The organism is Flavobacterium adhaerens, assembly GCF_040045115.1.
Taxonomy (GTDB): Bacteria; Bacteroidota; Bacteroidia; order Flavobacteriales; family Flavobacteriaceae; genus Flavobacterium; species Flavobacterium adhaerens.
In genome coordinates, this window is the sequence record NZ_JBDLZX010000001.1 from 142,843 (window position 1) to 161,307 (window position 18,465).

At 32.4% G+C, this 18,465-nt stretch carries 16 protein-coding genes and 1 pseudogene; 10 read left to right on the top strand and 7 right to left on the bottom strand.

The window, feature by feature from the left end; translation table 11 throughout:
- Positions 1-19 precede the first annotated feature (19 nt).
- Both ABEB18_RS00665 and ABEB18_RS00670 read left to right on the top strand, forming a co-directional pair.
- Complete coding sequence (locus ABEB18_RS00665; RefSeq protein WP_348797073.1) at positions 20-664, top strand: DUF47 domain-containing protein; 645 nt, start codon at positions 20-22, stop codon at positions 662-664.
- Between the two features lie 29 nt (positions 665-693).
- Complete coding sequence (locus tag ABEB18_RS00670; RefSeq protein ID WP_348797074.1) at positions 694-2,037, top strand: inorganic phosphate transporter; 1,344 nt, start codon at positions 694-696, stop codon at positions 2,035-2,037.
- 163 nt (positions 2,038-2,200) lie between these two features.
- Here the strand turns inward: ABEB18_RS00670 and rimK are convergent, their stop codons facing one another.
- Together rimK and ABEB18_RS00680 are read right to left on the bottom strand one after the other, a co-directional pair.
- Positions 2,201-3,571, bottom strand: coding sequence for a 30S ribosomal protein S6--L-glutamate ligase (rimK, locus tag ABEB18_RS00675; protein ID WP_348797075.1), 1,371 nt, complete (start codon positions 3,569-3,571; stop codon positions 2,201-2,203).
- Between the two features lie 138 nt (positions 3,572-3,709).
- Positions 3,710-6,256 (bottom strand): ATP-dependent Clp protease ATP-binding subunit, encoded by a 2,547-nt coding sequence (locus tag ABEB18_RS00680; protein ID WP_348797076.1) that lies wholly within the window; start codon positions 6,254-6,256, stop codon positions 3,710-3,712.
- Positions 6,257-6,516: 260 nt separating this feature from the next.
- On the opposite strand from ABEB18_RS00680, the gene gyrA reads away from it, so the two are divergent.
- From gyrA to ABEB18_RS00695, 3 genes are all read left to right on the top strand, one after another.
- Positions 6,517-9,156 (top strand): DNA gyrase subunit A, encoded by a 2,640-nt coding sequence (gene gyrA / locus ABEB18_RS00685; RefSeq protein ID WP_348797077.1) that lies wholly within the window; start codon positions 6,517-6,519, stop codon positions 9,154-9,156.
- Between the two features lie 40 nt (positions 9,157-9,196).
- Entirely contained in the window at positions 9,197-10,465 is a 1,269-nt protein-coding gene (locus tag ABEB18_RS00690) for a tetratricopeptide repeat protein (protein ID WP_348797078.1), read from the top strand.
- 532 nt (positions 10,466-10,997) lie between these two features.
- Positions 10,998-12,059 (top strand): tetratricopeptide repeat protein, encoded by a 1,062-nt coding sequence (locus ABEB18_RS00695; RefSeq protein ID WP_348797079.1) that lies wholly within the window; start codon positions 10,998-11,000, stop codon positions 12,057-12,059.
- A 370-nt stretch (positions 12,060-12,429) separates the two neighbouring features.
- On the opposite strand, the pseudogene ABEB18_RS00700 reads toward ABEB18_RS00695, so the two are convergent.
- The 4 genes and pseudogenes from ABEB18_RS00700 to ABEB18_RS00715 form a co-directional block, all read right to left on the bottom strand.
- Positions 12,430-12,816: pseudogene (locus ABEB18_RS00700) on the bottom strand (TlpA family protein disulfide reductase); the annotation flags it as partial.
- An 18-nt stretch (positions 12,817-12,834) separates the two neighbouring features.
- On the bottom strand, positions 12,835-13,590 hold the full coding sequence (locus ABEB18_RS00705; protein WP_348797080.1) for a DUF4369 domain-containing protein: 756 nt from the start codon (positions 13,588-13,590) through the stop codon (positions 12,835-12,837).
- A 234-nt stretch (positions 13,591-13,824) separates the two neighbouring features.
- The gene (locus ABEB18_RS00710; protein ID WP_348797081.1) at positions 13,825-14,052 is read right to left on the bottom strand and encodes a hypothetical protein; all 228 of its coding nucleotides are present in this window, start codon (positions 14,050-14,052) and stop codon (positions 13,825-13,827) included.
- 185 nt (positions 14,053-14,237) lie between these two features.
- A complete protein-coding gene (locus tag ABEB18_RS00715; protein WP_348797082.1) occupies positions 14,238-14,678 on the bottom strand; it encodes a KTSC domain-containing protein in 441 nt (146 codons plus the stop codon).
- Positions 14,679-14,905: 227 nt separating this feature from the next.
- On the opposite strand from ABEB18_RS00715, the gene ABEB18_RS00720 reads away from it, so the two are divergent.
- Genes ABEB18_RS00720 through ABEB18_RS00740 form a run of 5 tightly spaced genes read left to right on the top strand, consistent with a single transcriptional unit; the run spans position 14,906 to position 17,059 of the window.
- On the top strand, positions 14,906-15,457 hold the full coding sequence (locus ABEB18_RS00720; protein ID WP_348797083.1) for a hypothetical protein: 552 nt from the start codon (positions 14,906-14,908) through the stop codon (positions 15,455-15,457).
- A gap of 10 nt (positions 15,458-15,467) precedes the next feature.
- On the top strand, positions 15,468-15,632 hold the full coding sequence (locus tag ABEB18_RS00725; protein ID WP_348797084.1) for a hypothetical protein: 165 nt from the start codon (positions 15,468-15,470) through the stop codon (positions 15,630-15,632).
- Positions 15,632-15,853, top strand: a complete 222-nt coding sequence (locus tag ABEB18_RS00730; protein ID WP_348797085.1) for a hypothetical protein — start codon at positions 15,632-15,634, stop codon at positions 15,851-15,853. Before ABEB18_RS00725 ends, ABEB18_RS00730 begins: the two co-directional genes overlap by 1 nt.
- A gap of 12 nt (positions 15,854-15,865) precedes the next feature.
- Positions 15,866-16,246 carry a YchJ family protein gene (locus ABEB18_RS00735; RefSeq protein WP_348797086.1) on the top strand — a complete coding sequence of 127 codons (381 nt, stop codon included), beginning with the start codon at positions 15,866-15,868 and terminating at the stop codon, positions 16,244-16,246.
- A gap of 18 nt (positions 16,247-16,264) precedes the next feature.
- Entirely contained in the window at positions 16,265-17,059 is a 795-nt protein-coding gene (locus ABEB18_RS00740) for an META domain-containing protein (RefSeq protein ID WP_348797087.1), read from the top strand.
- A gap of 80 nt (positions 17,060-17,139) precedes the next feature.
- On the opposite strand, the gene argH is transcribed toward ABEB18_RS00740, so the two are convergent.
- Positions 17,140-18,420, bottom strand: coding sequence for an argininosuccinate lyase (gene argH, locus ABEB18_RS00745; protein WP_348797088.1), 1,281 nt, complete (start codon positions 18,418-18,420; stop codon positions 17,140-17,142).
- Positions 18,421-18,465 lie beyond the last annotated feature (45 nt).

Here is an 18,465-nt window from a genome sequence, read left to right on the forward strand (position 1 = left end):
CTATCTAAAAAAGAAACAAATGTCATTAAATAGTATTTTTCAATTTTTAGTCCCAAAGGACAAAAAATTTTTTCCTCTTTTCGAAGAAGCATCTAGTAATTTAATTGAATTAGCTTCAAATTTACATGAAGCGGTTAATCTTCCTTTAAAAGAAAGAGAGATTCTTTTTGTTAAAATTGACGAATTAGAGCAAAAAGGAGAAGATATTACTCGTGAAACTAACTTAGAATTGAGTAAAAACTTCATTACACCATTTGATAGAGAGGATATTTACTCTTTAATAACTTCGATTGATTATGTTGCCGATCATCTTCATGGTGCAGCCTCAAGAATGCGTCTGTATCAGGTAGATAAAATTACAAAATCAATTCGTAAAATGACAGAAATCAATCTAGAGGCTTGTCAGCATATTGATACAGCTGTGAAAGAATTGAAAAATTTAAATAATATGAAAACCATTACTCATGCTTGTTCTAAAATAAACAAATTAGAGAACAAATCGGATATGGTTTATAATAAAGCAGTTTTTGAAATTTTCGAAAACGAAACAGATGCTAAGAATATCATTAAATATAAAGAAGTATTATCAGTTTTAGAATCTGCAACTGATAAATGTAAGAGTGTTGCTAGTGTTTTGGAATCTATTACAGTAAAACATTCTTAATCTAATCTATTTATACTGAAGATATTGATATGACTTTACTTATAATTATTATAGTTTTAGCTTTAATTTTTGATTACATCAATGGGTTTCATGATGCGGCTAATGCTATTGCTACTGTTGTGGCAACCAAAGTTTTATCGCCATTTCAAGCGGTAGTTTGGGCTGCTTTCTTTAACTTTTTGGCCTATTGGGTTTTTGGTTTTGGTGTTGCGGATACTGTAGCAAAAACAGCTCATACCATGGAGATTAATCTAGTTGTAATTCTGGCAGGTGTGATAGCAGCAATTGCTTGGAATTTACTCACTTGGTGGTTAGGAATTCCTTCTAGTTCTTCTCATACTTTGATCGGAGGTTTTGCTGGAGCAGCTATTGCTCATGCAATTGCAGTTCATGGTTTTTCGGGTTATGTAGGCGAAGACGGAACTACTCGTTATTGGTATGAAATAGTTAGTTGGTACAAAGCAGGAAAAGATGGAGGAATGCCTTCTGGTGTTCTAATAATCATTGCTTTTATTGTTTTAGCCCCTTTAGTGGGAGCAGTAGCATCGTATTTAATTTCAATTTGGTTGTTAAACGCTTCAAGAAAAAGCATATATCCTAAGATTTTTACACTAGGTTTAATGGTTTTGACTATTTGGTTTGTCTATAAGCAAATGATTCCTTATGAAACGATTATAAAGGACGGTGGAAAAGCTCGTTTTGATTCTCATTTTTGGAGTGTGGTTTTTGAATCTCACAATATCAAATGGTTTTTGGTTGCTTTTATAATATTGACAGTTAGTGTTTTTTGTTTGATTTTTAGTAGCTTAAGTCTTAATCAGGCAGATGGAGCACTGAAAAAAATGCAATTGTTATCATCTGCTGCTTTTAGTTTAGGACATGGTGGTAATGATTCTCAAAAAGTAATGGGTATTATTGCTGCGGCAGTTGCGGTATATATTAATACTAATCCAGGTGTTCATATGGATTCTTGGTTAAATGTTGTGTTGCCAAATGATGATTTAGGTGTAAAAGGGGTAATGCCAGGCTGGATACCGTTAGCATGTTACTCAGCAATTGCTGCGGGAACTTTGAGTGGAGGATGGAAAATTGTAAAAACAATGGGTTCAAAAATTACAAAAGTATCTTCTTTTGAAGGTGTTGCAGCCGAAACTGCTGGAGCTTTGACTTTGTATTTTACCGAGCATTTAAAAATTCCAGTAAGTACGACTCATACAATTACAGGTTCTATCATTGGAGTTGGATTGACTAAAAGGATTTCTGCGGTTCGTTGGGGGGTAACTGTGAGTCTTATTTGGGCTTGGGTGTTGACAATTCCTATTACAGCAATTTTAGCTGCGTTAATATATTATCTTTTGGCCTTATTTATTTAATATAAATGGGGAGAATATAAAACAAGCCATTCGGGGATTCCGAATGGTTTTTTGTTTTAATTTTTTAGAGCATTGAGTTTAAGGAAAATAAAAATTGTAATGCTAAAAAAAAGCAACTCCAGTTTTTAGAGTTGCTTTATGTTTACAGTTGAAATGGAATGTCTTATTTTATTTTGAAATTTTTCTCGATTGCTTTAATCATTTCGCCAGCGATATCTTTATTGGTGGCACCTTCAATACCTTCTAGTCCAGGAGATGAATTTACTTCTAATAATAAAGGTCCTTTTGAGGATCGAATAATATCTACACCAGCAACTTTTAAATCCATTGCTTTTGCTGCTTTTATAGCAATTCTTTTTTCTTCAGAGGTTACTTTAACAACAGAAGCTGTACCGCCTAGGTGAATGTTGGCTCTAAATTCTCCAGGCATAGCCTCTCGTTGAATGGCGGCAACAACTTTTCCATCAATAACAAAACAACGAATATCTTTTCCGTTTGCTTCTTTAATAAATTCTTGTACCAAGATATTGGCATTTAAACTTTTAAAGGCGTTGATGACACTTTCCGCAGCTTTTTTAGTTTCGGCTAGTACAACTCCTTTTCCTTGAGTCCCTTCAAGAAGTTTTACAATCAGTGGTGTTCCGCCTACCATTTTGATTAAGTTATCTGTATCCAATGGGGAATTGGCAAACCCAGTTGTTGGGATGTCAATGCCGTGATTTAATAATAATTGTAATGAGAATAATTTGTCTCTAGATTGTGTGATTGCTGTAGCAGAATTTAAACAATATACTTTCAATGCTTCAAATTGCCTTGTCAATGCACATCCATAGAAAGTAACACTCGGTCTAATTCTTGGGATAATAGCATCAAATTGATTCAAGATTTTTCCGCCACGATAATGGATTTCTGGTTTTTTAGCATCCAGTTTCATGTAGCATTCTTTTATGTTTAGAAAATGCATTTCATGGCCTCTCATTTCGCCAGCCTCCATAATTCTTATGTTGCTATACAATTCGGGATTACTGGCTAAAAGCCCTATTCTTAAACCAGAGCTTGCTTTTTCAGAATTTATGTATAAGGCTTGAAGGCTTTCTGGAGTTGGTTGTCCCAAAAGATATTTTTGTTCGGGGTCAACCAAGATTCTTCCGCTCATGGCTTCTCTACCTAAAAGCATTCGGAAACCCATAGAATCGCGATTGGTTAATGTCATTTCAATAGGCCATTTCGATTCGCCAATAGCAATATCGGTCTGAATTACGTAGCGATGTTCTCTAAATCCGCTTGAGCTTTTCACTATACGTTTCCCTACCAATGGTGCTTCGCAATGGATAACTGTTTTGATATTGTTTTGAATTGGGTTAATATCAAATTTCACCCAATTGGTTTCGTTTTTAATAAATGGGGCAATATTGATGGCGTGTAAAGCTGATGTTTTGGCACCTGAATCAACACGAGCTTTTATTGTTGGAATTCCTAATTCTGGAAATGAGCACCATTCTTCGCTACCCAGTATGACTTTGTTTTGTCCCATAAATTAAATTGGTTTTTCTTTTTTGAATTATCAAATGTAGATATTTGTTTTCTAAAAAGTACTATAATATCTTATAAAGAATAAACCCGTTATGTTATGAAAACGTAACGGGTTTGTTAAAAAGTTTTTTGTTTTAAATTATTGATTTTTAGGTTCTTCTGCCTTGTTTACTTTTATGGTTAATTCTTTAGAACCGTCTTCTATATCCATGAATATTTCGTCTCCGGATGTGATTTTTGAAGTTATAATTTCTTCTGCTAAAGCATCTTCGATATATTTTTGGATAGCTCTTTTAAGAGGTCTTGCTCCAAATTGTTTATCGAATCCTTTGTCGGCAATAAAAGCTTTAGCTTTATCAGATAACTTCAATTGATATCCTAGCTCATTGATACGATTGTATAATTTTTTCAATTCAATTTCGATAATTAAATTGATGTCTTCTTTTTCTAATGTGTTGAATACAATTACATCATCAATTCTATTTAAGAATTCTGGAGCAAATGTTTTCTTTAAAGCGTTTTCGATAATGCTTTTAGAATTTTCATCGGCTTGTGCTACTTTGGCAGCAGTACCAAAACCAACACCTTGTCCAAAATCTTTCAATTGACGTGCACCAACATTAGATGTCATGATGATAATCGTGTTTTTGAAATCAATTTTACGACCTAAACTATCAGTTAAAAATCCATCATCAAGTACTTGTAGCATCATATTGAACACATCGGGATGAGCTTTTTCTATTTCGTCAAGAAGAACAACGCAATAAGGTTTTCTTCTTACTTTTTCGGTCAATTGTCCTCCTTCTTCGTATCCTACGTATCCAGGAGGAGCTCCAACTAATCGAGAAATAGCAAATTTCTCCATATATTCACTCATGTCAATTCGTACCAATGCATCTTCAGAATCGAATAATTCTTTGGCTAGAACTTTGGCTAACTGTGTTTTACCGACACCGGTTTGTCCTAAGAAAATGAATGAACCAATTGGTTTGTTTGGGTCTTTTAATCCAGCACGGTTTCTTTGGATAGATCTAGCTATTTTTAAAACGGCATCATTTTGACCAATTACCTTATCTTGAATTAACTCTGGTAGTTTTGCAAGTTTGTTGCTTTCAGTTTGAGCAATTCTATTTACAGGAATTCCAGTCATCATAGAAACCACATCGGCTACATTATCTTCGGTAACTATAATTCGGTTACTTTTAGAGTCTTCTTCCCATTGTTCTTGTGCAATGGCTAATTCTTTTTCTATTTTTTTCTCGTCGTCACGAAGTTTGGCTGCCTCTTCGTATTTTTGTTTTTTTACGACTAGATTTTTTAATTCGCGAACTTCCTCTAATTGACGTTCTAGATCAAGAATTTGTTTAGGGACGTCAATGTTTGTAATGTGTACTCTTGAGCCAGCTTCGTCTAATGCGTCAATAGCTTTGTCTGGTAAAAAACGTTCAGACATGTATCTATTTGTTAATTTAACACAAGCTTCAATAGCTCCTTCGGTGTAAATTACATTATGATGATCTTCGTATTTGTTTTTGATGTTATTCAAAATTGCAATAGTTTCTTCTACTGAAGTTGGTTCTACGATTACTTTTTGAAAACGTCTTTCTAAGGCTCCATCTTTTTCAATGTATTGGCGGTACTCATCTAGAGTTGTTGCTCCAATACATTGGATTTCGCCTCTTGATAAAGCAGGTTTGAACATGTTTGAAGCGTCTAATGAGCCAGTTGCTCCTCCAGCTCCAACAATCGTATGAATTTCGTCTATGAAAAGAATGATGTCATCATTTTTTTCCAATTCATTCATTACAGCTTTCATGCGTTCTTCAAATTGACCTCGGTATTTTGTGCCAGCAACTAAACTAGCTAAATCCAAGGTTACAACACGTTTGTTGAATAAGATACGAGAAACTTTCTTTTGAATAATTCGTAAAGCAAGACCTTCGGCAATTGCGGATTTTCCAACACCAGGTTCACCTATTAGTAAAGGGTTGTTTTTTTTACGACGACTCAAAATTTGAGAAACACGTTCTATTTCTTTTTCACGTCCCACAACAGGATCTAGTTTTCCTTCTTCGGCCATTTCTGTTAAATCTCTCCCAAAATTATCAAGAACAGGAGTTTTAGATTTTTTGTTAGACTTATTGGCTGGATTGTTAAAGCTAGCTTCTTTGAGACTGTCATCTTGTCCTGAATCATCATTATAAGATTCATTTTTTGGCAAGTTTCCTAAAAATTCTTCTTCGTTTGGAGTCATATTGATGTATTGTTCTTTAGCTGTGTCATAATCAATTTTAAGTTTATTCAACAACTTGGTTGTAGGATCGTTTTCATTTCTCAAGATACACAACAGTAAATGTGCTGTGCTAATAGACGAACTTTGAAAAACTTTTGCTTCAAGAAACGTGGTTTTCAATGCTCGTTCAGCTTGACGCGTCAGATGTAAATTTTTCTTTTCTACACTAACATCAATGCTGGGGCTGGCCGGGCTTAGAATCTCAACCTTTCTTCTTAAATGATCTAGATCAATAGAAAGGTTGTTAAGGATGTGAATAGCTTTACCATTACCATCCCTTAGAATGCCAAGCATCAAATGTTCAGTACCTATAAAGTCATGTCCAAGACGTAAAGCCTCTTCTTTGCTATAAGTAATAACGTCTTTTACTCTAGGTGAAAAATTATCATCCATAATATTTAAATATTGTTAATGTAAATTTAGTAAACATGATCTGTAAATGCAAAAATCATACCTTTTAAATCTATTAATGCTAATTGACAAAAAAAATGATGAATAAACCGTTAAATCAAGTTTAATTTATTAACTAAATCACAAACTAAATTTGTTAATAAATCGAATAAATTTATGCTTTTTTTTGACTAAAAACATATTGAGAAAGCTTATATTAGCAGGATTTTTTAAACAAAATAATTTTAATTTAAGAATATATTATGTCTGACGGAGAAAAGTTAATTCCAATTAACATTGAAGATGAAATGAAATCAGCCTACATCGATTATTCGATGTCGGTAATTGTCTCAAGAGCTCTTCCTGATGTACGAGATGGTTTAAAGCCTGTACACCGAAGAGTGCTTTACGGAATGTATGATTTAGGAGTAACTTCAAGATCTGCCCACAAAAAATCTGCAAGAATAGTCGGGGAAGTTTTAGGAAAGTATCATCCACACGGAGATGTCTCTGTCTATGATGCTATGGTACGTATGGCTCAAGAATGGAGCATGCGTTATTTATTGGTTGATGGTCAAGGTAACTTTGGTTCAGTTGATGGTGATAGTCCTGCAGCAATGCGTTATACAGAGGCTAGAATGAAAAGGATTTCTGAAGAAATCATGGCTGATATTGAAAAAGAAACTGTCGATTTTCAATTGAACTTTGACGATACTTTATATGAGCCAAAAGTTATGCCTACAAGAGTTCCAACTTTGTTGGTAAATGGAGCAACTGGAATTGCAGTAGGTATGGCAACGAATATGCCTCCTCATAATTTGACCGAAGTAATCAATGGTACTTTGGCTTATCTTGATAATAATGATATCGAAGTTGATGAATTAATGAATCATATAAAAGCACCTGATTTTCCAACTGGTGGTGTGATATATGGTTATGAAGGGGTTCGTGAGGCTTTTAAAACTGGTAGAGGACGTATTGTGATGCGTGCCAAAGTTGGTTTTGAAGAAGTAGATGGTAGAGAATCAATTATTGTAACTGAAATCCCTTATCAAGTAAATAAAGCCGATATGATTAAGCGTACGGCTGATTTGGTAAATGAAAAGAAGATAGAAGGTATTGCCAATATTCGTGATGAGTCAGATAGAAACGGTATGCGTATTGTTTATATCTTAAAACGAGATGCTACTCCGAATGTGGTTTTAAATACGTTATTTAAATATACACAATTACAATCTTCTTTTAGTGTAAATAATATCGCATTGGTTAACGGTCGTCCTCAAATGTTGAATCTAAAAGATATGATTCATTATTTTGTTGAGCATCGTCACGACGTGGTGGTTCGTAGAACACAATTTGAATTGCGTAAAGCCGAAGAAAGAGCTCATATTTTAGAAGGTTTAATTATTGCTTCAGATAATATTGACGAAGTTATAGCGTTAATTAGAGGGTCAAAAAATACAGAAGAAGCTCGTGAAAAATTAATAGAAAGATTTAAACTTTCTGATATTCAAGCGAGAGCAATTGTCGAAATGCGTTTACGACAACTAACAGGTCTTGAGCAAGATAAGTTAAGAGCTGAATTTGAAGAATTGATGAAGTTAATTGAGCACTTAAAAGCTTTGTTGGCAGATATTAATTTAAGAATTGATTTGATTAAAGAAGAGCTTACAGAAATTCGTGATAAATATGGAGATGATCGTCGCTCAACCATTGAATATTCCGGAGGTGATGTAAGTATTGAGGATTTAATTGCAGATGAAAATGTTGTAGTTACAATTTCGCATGCAGGCTATATTAAGCGCACTAATTTATCCGAATATAAAACTCAAAATAGAGGAGGAGTAGGTCAGAAAAGTGCTGGAACGAGAGATCAGGATTTCTTGGAGCATATGTTCGTTGCAACAAATCATCAGTATATGATGTTTTTTACTCAAAAAGGAAAATGTTTCTGGATGCGTGTTTATGAAATTCCAGAAGGTAGTAAAACAGCAAAAGGAAGGGCAATTCAGAACTTAATAAATATTGAGAGTGATGATAAAGTGAAAGCTTTTATCTGTACACAGGACTTGAAAGATAAAGAATATATCGAAACACATAATCTTGTTATGGTTACCAAACAAGGTCAGGTTAAAAAGACTTCACTAGAGAAATATTCTAAACCAAGGGTAAATGGTGTAGCTGCTATCACTATTAAAGAGGGCGATGAGTTGTTAGGGGCTCAATTGACTAATGGAGAAAGTCAAATTATTTTGGCGGTTAAATCGGGTAAATTGGTTCGATTTGAAGAAACTAAAACACGTCCGATGGGAAGAACCGCATCTGGAGTTCGTGGTATTACTTTAAAAGACGAATCTGATGAAGTAATCGGAATGGTGACCGTTGATAAAAATGATATTAATGATTCTCAAATATTAGTAGTTACCGAGAATGGTTATGGAAAACGTACTAAACTGGTTGACGATGATGGTGAAGATGTATATAGAATTACAAACCGTGGTGGTAAAGGTGTGAAAACATTGAACATAACCGAAAAAACAGGTAAGTTGATATCTATAAATGCTGTAACAGATGCAGATGATTTAATGATTATTAATAAATCTGGATTAACAATTAGGATGGCTATCGAAGATTTACGTGTTATGGGACGTGCTACTCAAGGAGTTAAACTAATTAATCTAAAAGGAAAAGACTCTATTGCAGCGGTGACTAAGGTGATGAAAGATGATGCTGAAGAAGTAGTGGTTGACGAAGATGGAAATGTGGTTGAGAGTGATGTCATTGAGAGAGTAAAACCAGTTCTTGAAGTTCTTGAAGACGAAGGAGTTATTGATGATGACGACGAAGATGAAGAAGAAATCGAAGAAGATGACTCTGATGATTCAGACGACGACGAGGCGTAATTAAATCGTAATTTAATAAGTAAATATAAATCAAATTAATATGAAAAGTAGATATCTAATAATTGCATCTGCATTATTTTTATCCGTAACGAGCTTTGCTCAAAAAAATGAAATAAAAGCTGCTGAGAAAGCACTTAAATCAGGGAATGCAAATGAGGCGTTAACAATATTATCGGGTGCTGAAAGTTTAACGGCGAATGCTCCTGATGCTGAAAAAGCACAATTTTTATTCGTAAAGGGAAATGCATATTTAGATTTGTCTAATAAAAATGTAGAAACTGATAAGAATTTAATTGCAGCCGCTAAAGCGTATCAAGATTTAATTGCAGTTGAAAAAGCTTCTGGAAAATCTAAATATTCAACACAAGCTACTGCTTCAATTGCTGATATTAAAGGAAAATTAATCAATTCTGCTATTGATGATACTAAAGTTGATAAGAATGATATCGCTGCTCAAAAATTGTATGAAGCATATCAATTAGAGAAAAAAGACACAATCAACTTGTATTATGCTGCTTCAACTTATGTGAGTGCTAAAGATTATACTAACGCACTTAAGCTTTATGAAGAATTAAAAGCGTTAAATTATTCTGGAAAAGCTACATATTACTATGCTGTAAATAAGGTGAATGGTGAGGAAAACTTTTTTGCAACGGCAGCAGAGAGAGATCGATTAGTTAAAATGGGAACTCATGAAAAGCCTAGAAATGAAGATGTTCCTTCTAAAAGAGGTGAGATATATAAAAATATTGCCTTGATTTATGTTCAAGAAGGGAAGATTGATGAGGCTAAAAAAGCAGTTTCTGATGCTAGAAAAGCAAACCCAGACGATTCTACGTTGTTAATGACTGAAGCAAATTTATATCTTGAAACTAAAGATATGGATACTTACAAAAAATTAATTTCAGAGGCTATTGAAAAAAATCCTAACGATGTAGATTTGATTTTTAATTTAGGAGTGCTTAGTGCTAATGCTAAAAACACTGCAGATGCTGAAAAGTTCTACAATAGAGTTATTGAGTTGAAGCCTGATTATACAAATGCATACATCAATATGGCTGCATTGAAGTTAGAAGACGAGAAAGATATCATTGATGCAATGAACAAACTTGGAACATCTGATGCTGATATGAAAAAATACAACACTTTGAAAAAGAAAAGAGAAGATTTGTTTAAAAGTACAATTCCCTATTTGCAAAAAGCTGTTGAGTTAGATCCTAAAAATGAAGATGTATCTAAGACATTATTAAATGTATATAGTGCACTTGAAATGACTACCGAATATAAGGCATTGAAAGCAAAGATGTAATTCTTTGAAAATGAATTTTTAAAACCTGCCTGATTTGTCAAGTCAGAGCAGGTTTTTTATTTTGGTTTAATTTCAATATTGAAATTGTATTTAAAAATTTAAATAAAATGGATAATAGTGTGATGTAGTGATTTTAAAGGTTTTGAATTTTATTTTACGAAAACGTTGTAATTGTTTTAAAAAAAAAAGGATAAAAAAGATTTGCTTTCTCGGATTAAAATTTTATTTTAGTTGGAAATTAAATTTTTTATAAAAAAAAAAGAATAAAAAAAACCGTTGTAGAATAAATATTGTTAAAAAAAAGAATATTTTTTAATTCTGTTAAAAATAAATGTTGAATGTCTAACCCAGTTAATTTTCTAAGTATGATATAAAATTACTCTTCAATTATAGATTCGAATCTGAATCACGTTACTTTGATTATAAATGTATAAGTATAACTTTCAATATTCTTCAATGGAGTGTTGAATTTATTATTCTGAATTTAATCGCATCCAAACCTTTTTTTGTTTTAATCATTAAACTTAACCTTATGAAAAGAAAATTTATAATACTAGCAGTAGTGTTATCGATAAATGTTGTCGTAAATGCACAAAAATCTCAAATTAAAGAAGCACAATCATTGTATTCTAACGGAAAAATGCAAGAAGCATTAGGAGTTCTTAAAAAATCTGAATACTTAATTATTAACGCATCTTATGAAGATAAATCTGATTTTTATTTGTTGAAAGGTAATGTTTTAAGAAATCTTGCAACCAAAACGGGTGATACTAATAATTTTGCTTTGGCATCTGAGGCATATCAGGATTTAATTAGATATGAAAATGAAGATGGAAAATATAAATATACATTACAAGCCAACATTGCTTTAAAAGAAATGAAATCTCAATTGGTAAATGGTGCCGTTGAAGACTATAAAAATGGCAAATACAAAGAAAGCTCTGAAAAGAGTTATAAAGTTTACACTTTTGATAAAAAAGATACTTTGAATTTGTTTAATGCGGCATCTGCTTCTATGCAGGCAAAAGATTATGATTTGGCAGTTAAATATTATGAAGAGCTAAAGAAAATAAACTATTCAGGAAAAGGAATTATTTATTATGCAACCAATAAGAAGTCAAAAGAAGAGGATGCTTTTGTTTCGGCAGGAGCTAGAAATTCAAGTGTAGAATCAGGTTTGTATGAAAAGCCAAGAGACGCATTTTCACCATCTAAAAAGGTCGAGATCTATAAGAACCTTGCTTATGTGTATTTAGAAAAAAACGATTTTGTCAACTCTGAAATTTGTTATAAAAGTGTTATCGATTTAGATCCTAAATATGTTGAAGGATATATCAATTTGGCTTACGTTAAATTAGAGTCCAAAAGACCGTTAATGGATCAAATGTCGGCTTTAGGTAATTCTCCTGAAGATATGAAAAAGTATGATGTGCTAAAAAATAAAAAGGACGACTTAGTACGAAGTGCTATTCCGTATCTAAAAAAAGCGTTGGATATTGAACCCAAAAACCAAGATGTATTAAAATCTCTTATGGGAGTTTATCGTTCGCTTGATATGACAAATGAGTACAATGCCCTAAAAGCTAGTATGTAGATTTAATTATTGTAAAATAATTTTTTTAAGTAAAATGAGACTGTGTGTTTAGTATAGTCTCATTTTTTTTGTACCAATTCTTTGGTGTATTTTGTTTAATTAGGCTCTTTGTTTCTGAATTGAATTAGTTATGGAAATTTATTGAAACTAATTTTAATAAACTTTTTTAAAAACGGCATATTTTATAAGCCTTAACAGTTGTTTTTGCTAACCATTTTTGATTATTAAACCACAAAAAAGAGGCTGTCTCAAAAGTAAAACCAAGCTTTTGAGAATAGTATAAATGAAAAATTTCTCCGATAGGTATAAAAGAAAAGAGGTTGTCTCACTTTTTGAGACAACCTCTTTTCTTTTCTGTGAAGGGTTTTGTTTATTTACCTAATAATTCAATTATTTTGGCTTTAAGTTCTTCACCTCTTAGGTCTTGTGCGACTATTTTTCCAGATTGATCCAGGATAAAGGTAGCAGGAATCGATTCAACTTTGTATTGTTTAGCAATTGGTTCTTCCCAGCCTTTAAGATTCGAAACGTGCGTCCAGGTCAATTTATCTTTGGCAATAGCTTCTTTCCATTTTACTGGATCTTCATCTAAAGAAACTCCAATTATATTTAATCCTTTTGAATGGAATTCATTATAGATGGCTACAACATTTGGGTTCTCTCTACGACATGGACCACACCAAGAAGCCCAAAAATCAACAATTGTAACCTTTCCTAAACTTTCTTTAAGGCTAACTGTTTTGCCTTCTGGATTAGGAGCTGAAAAATCTGTCCTTCATTTAGCAGCTGGAGCGGCTGGTGTAGCAGAAGCTCCTACTGAAGGTAATTTTAATGCAGCAATTTTTGTTTTAACAGTTTTACCGTGTTTAGAATTTTTTAATGATTCGTCCAAACCGTTGTACATTGTTTCTATTTTTTTAGAATCTACAGTTGGGTCATTACTCATTCCTTCAATGATTAATACACTAATAAAAGATTTTGGGTGAGTATTTGCGTAGTCAACGTATTTTGCTTTCGAAGTTTCACCCATTTCAGTTTGAAGTTTAGTGTACTCTTTCATTAAAGCATTGATAGTTGCTGTGTCTTTAGCCTGTTGAGCCATTTGCATTTTTTGCATATTGGCTGTTTGAAAGTCCATTAAAGGCTTTTGTATTTTAGTGATTTCTTCATTAAATTTCACATACTCATCATTGCTGTAAGTTCCAGAAATTTTAGATTTTTGGATAGTGTCTTTGTTAACAACAATTGTAATGTCGCCACTTTCTAAGATAAATGGAATTTTACCTTGTGCGCCTTCGATTTGTAATGTATGGAAAGCAGGTTCAGTTACTTTACCTTCAATTTCAAATTTGCCATTTTCTATTTTTACTGTATCTACAGCAATTAATCCCATTCCTTTTTCATCTTGAGTTTCTAGAATAACGGTCTTCCCATTTTCAAATCCAGTAGCAGTCCCTGAGATAGTGTATTTGTCTTTGCTACAAGAAGTAAGTAATGCAGTAGCAGTAAGAAATAAAATAATTTTTTTCATTTTTTTTAGTTAATTGTTTTAAGGTTACAAAAGTATTTAAAAATATAAACTGGCAATAACTTTAGTGCCTAAATTTATGTTATAATTTGGGGTAATTTACGCTTTTAAAACGTGAAAATATGGAGTTTGTGATTTTCAAGACTACAAATCTATTTTATTTTACTTTTAGATGTGATGCTTTTGTTTTTTTTGTGTAGTTTTTTTCTATAGGCACTTTCTTTAACGTTATAGTTTTTAATTTACAGAAGACTTATTTTCATGAATATAGGTCTCTATATGTTCGATTTCATTCAGAGTGATTGTAATATCCAAGTTTATAGCTCTAAGTTCTTTGAGTAAATGCGAACAAACAGGATTTGATTTTAATTTGCTGTCAATTTCTGCTTTTGTAATTTGTAGTTTTTGAATTGTTTTTAATGCATTGACATACTGTCTCTCATAGGAGTTGATTCTTTCATTCATTTGTAGGTTATATTGGTTTAGTTTAATTAGGGTACGCTAATTTATTAAATAACTTGTTAAAAAAAAAGATTAATTTAAACGAGTGCATTAATTTATTTTCAACGACTAACCAATTCAAATGAAAAGAATAAAAAAAGCACTCCTTATAAAAGAGTGCTTTACAATAATTTGTTTTTTATCAGCAATTATTCTTGGTTGATTGTTTTTCTCCAAGGATAAGCGTTAAAAATATGCCTTTTTGCAAAACGGTTTGGCGAATCTGCATTTACCATTTTAATATAGGTAGCTTTTGGAACACTAATGTACTCGTAAACACTACCGTTTGAGAAGTTAACAATTAATCTAGCTTCAACAAATTTATAGTCTGTAATTGTTGCTGTAGCAATAGTTTCATTGTATTCTGGCAATTGTTGTTTGATTGTTTCGGCATTGATACTTACCAAGAAATGGTAAGCTTCAATAATTTTTTTACTGTTTTCTTCAGCTGCTTTTAGTCCTTCATCATCTCCTTGAAATTTATCAGGATGTGCATCTTTCATCGCATTGCGATAGATAGTTTTTAATTCTTTAAGCTCTACAGTTTTCTCTACATTTAGTAGTTTGCGGTATTCAACTATTTTTTTCATAAATAAGGTAACTACTTGTCTTTTACTATCAAACCGATGTTTTTTAGGCTGAATCTTGACAATTTTTTTGCAAAGGTACACTTTTTTTTAACTTTTCAATTTAGACCCTAAAAAAAATCAAAAAAGTATTTTGTTGATTTTGACGCTGAAAAGTGATTAGGAGTGCAATTACTATCGATTTTATATTTTGGCTGGTATATTTAATCGTTTGTGAGTACCTTTGTTTCATGGAAAAAATATTTAAACCAAGTCCTAAATCTTTTAAAAATACATTTTGTGTTTTTAATGAAGTCCTTTCTGAAAGAATTGAGGGCATGAAGGCGCAATATGATAGTCAATCGGGTAGCAAATATTTTTACACAAGTGAAGGAATGTATCGTTTGTCAAATCATTGGGGGCGTTTGGCTAATAGCAAATGGCGTTTAGAACCTTTAGAACCCGAAACGGAATCTAAATTTAAACTTGGTTTTGCTCCTTGGAATAAATTTTATCCTGACAATGCTGAAGAAGAATTATATTATTTAGAAGCTAATTTCGAAAAAAAGAAAGTAAATTATCAACATCGTAATGATCCTAATTATGATGGAAAAGCAATTTTAAGAACAAGTTTTGCTACAGGAAAACGAATTAAACAAATTCGGAATTTATTTGAATTGACTTCTTGGGCAAAATATTTTGATTATGATGATATTGACTCCTTGCGAATGGAAATAATAAATCAACTGATTTTTACCAATAAAACCTTGGAAGAAATCAAAAGAGAAATTGGTAACGATTAATTGAAATGTCATGGGAAGAAATAACGAGCGAAATATAAAGAAACACAACGATAAGTTGCATAAAGCTCAAGCTAAAGCCAAAAAAGCTGAATTGGAACGAAAAGAAAAATTAAAACAAATTACTAAAAAATTTAATGAGGCTAAAACTTCAGAGAATAACTTATTTCATTTGTAATGGACACAACAAAATTTGAAGAATTAAAAAACGGAGTTCAAGAAATTATTGATTTGATTGTAGCTAAAAATGCTAAAGAAGCCAATAATAAATTAGTAGATATTAGCGAAGAATTAGACGAACTTTTGGATCATACCGATGAGGACGATGAGCTAAGAGAGATTAGCAAGTACCAAGTATTGCTGAATCAATTGCATCAAAAAATTATTTCGCTTCAGTAATATTATCAAATTATGTCTTTGAAAAATTGTTATTGCGGTTCCTTAAAGCCTTTTGATTTATGTTGTAATCGTTATATCATAGGGGCTGAAAATGCGCCTTCTGCGTTGGCTTTAATGAAATCAAGATATTCTGCCTATGCTACCCATCATGTTGATTATTTGTTGGCGACAACCCATTATTCTGAAAGAAATTTATATTCTCATGATGAGATTTTGCAATGGGCTACTGCAAATAATTGGCAAAAGTTAGAAATAATTGCTTTTACAGAAACAACAGTTGAGTTTAAGGCGTATTTTATTGATGCATATAATGAAGCTCAAATACATCATGAGTTTTCAACCTTTCAAAAGGAAAATAATTGTTGGTTTTATGTTGATGGAAAATTTAAATAATCTAAAAATAGTTATATAATGATCAAATTAAAAGGGGGTATCGGAGTTGTAATTACTTTGTTGTTAATTGGATGTAAAACAGTTACAATACCTCAGTCTAGTGGAAAAATTATAGAGCCCTCATCTGTTTACAAACAACAAGCTGAAAATATGGAAAAAGGTATTTATTTTAGGGGAAGCGGAACAGAACCAGATTGGAACCTGAAAATTTCAGAAACTGCTATTGAATTTACTTCATTAAAACCAGGTTGTGAAGATTTGACAGTAAAACATGTGGAGCCAATTCGTGCTATGGATGCCAATGTTAAGATGTATCGAACTACAACTGAAGTCGGTACTATGACTGTCCAAATTATGCAACAAGTATGTACGAATGCAATGTCAGGTGCTCAATCTTCTTATTCAGTTCGAATCGATTTTGAAAAGAATGGAGAGACAATTCATTTAAATGGATGTGGAAATTATGTTACTGATTATCGTTTGAATGATATTTGGGTTTTAGAAAAACTAAATGGTGAGAATGTTAGCGTAGCAGATTTTGCTAAAGAATTACCTAATCTTGAAATAAATACTCAAGAGAATAAACTCTCAGGTTATGCAGGTTGTAATAGAATGACAGGTTCAATTTTCTTCGAAAGAGGATTACTTAGATTTACAAATGTCATTTCAACTAGAAGAGCTTGTATAGGAAATAATAAAGAATCTATTTTTCTTAAAGCATTACAAAGCACCACTAATTATTCGATTGAAAACAATAGATTAATACTGAATAATCCCTCTGGTGTTGAGTTGGTTTTTAAGAAAGTTGATTAGCAATACTAAGTCTCAATAGTTAAAAAAAAGATATTAGAGTTGTTCTAATATCTTTTTTTATGCATCATTTTTATGTTTTCCTAAAAAGTACTTTCCATTTTTGCTTTAATTTCATTCAGACAAAGGTTGTTGATACTTCCTTCATGTGTGTGTTTGGTTGCTTTAGGCGATTTGTAATTTCCAGCTTCAATTTGCAATGCTACTTCTTTGTAGGCATCTCTAAAAGGAATTCCAGCCGAAACCATTTCGTTCAAAGTATCTACGGTAAATAAGTAATCGTATTTTTTGTCCTCTAAAATATTCTCTTTTACCTTAATATCCGGAATAGAGAAAATAGCAATATCCAAACAAGCTTTTAAGTTTTGAATAGCAGGGAAAACACCTTCTTTTAAAAGTTGTAAATCTCTATGATAACCACTTGGCAAGTTGTTAGTAATTAGAGTTAATTCGTATGGTAATGACTGAATCTTGTTACATTTTCCACGAATTAATTCAAATACATCAGGGTTTTTTTTATGAGGCATAATGCTAGAACCAGTTGTAAGATTGGCTGGTAAACCAATAAAATCAAAGTTTTGGCTCATGTATAAACATACATCATAGGCGAATTTTGAAAGCGTACCCGCTACACTTGCCATAGCAAAAGCAACAGTTTTCTCTGATTTTCCACGGCTCATTTGTGCCGCAACCGAATTGTATTTTAAGGTGCTAAAACCCATTTCTTGAGTGGTAAATGTTCTGTCAATAGGGAAGGAGCTACCGTAGCCTGCTGCAGAACCAAGCGGATTTTGATCAACTACTTGTAGGGCAGCATTTAGCATACTGATATCGTCAATCAGACTTTCAGCATAAGCCGAAAACCACATTCCAAAAGAACTTGGCATGGCAATTTGTAAATGCGTATAGCCTGGTAATAAAACATTTTGATATTTTTCTGCAGAAGCCATCAATAAATCAAAAAGTGATTTTACCTGCTGTTTTAGTTGCAATACTTCTTCTTTTAAGTACAAGTTCATATCTACTAAAACCTGGTCGTTACGAGAACGAGCAGTATGGATTTTTTTTCCAGCTTCGCCAACTTTTTGGGTAAGTAAATATTCTACTTTTGAGTGTACGTCTTCAAATGAATCTTCGATAGTAAAATTTCCAGCTGCAATATCTTGCTGAATTTCTGCCAATGCACCCAATAAATCCTCGCATTCTTTATTAGTGATTAAACCAATTTTAGCTAACATTTTTGCTTGAGCGATATTTCCTTTAACATCGTGTTTGGCTAAGATTAAATCCAATTCACGATCGTTTCCAACAGTGAAAAAATCGATTTGTTTATCAGTTGGTATTCCTTTTTCCCAAAGTTTCATAATTCTGTTTTTATTTCGCTGAGACACTCTGAGTTTCTTAGAGAT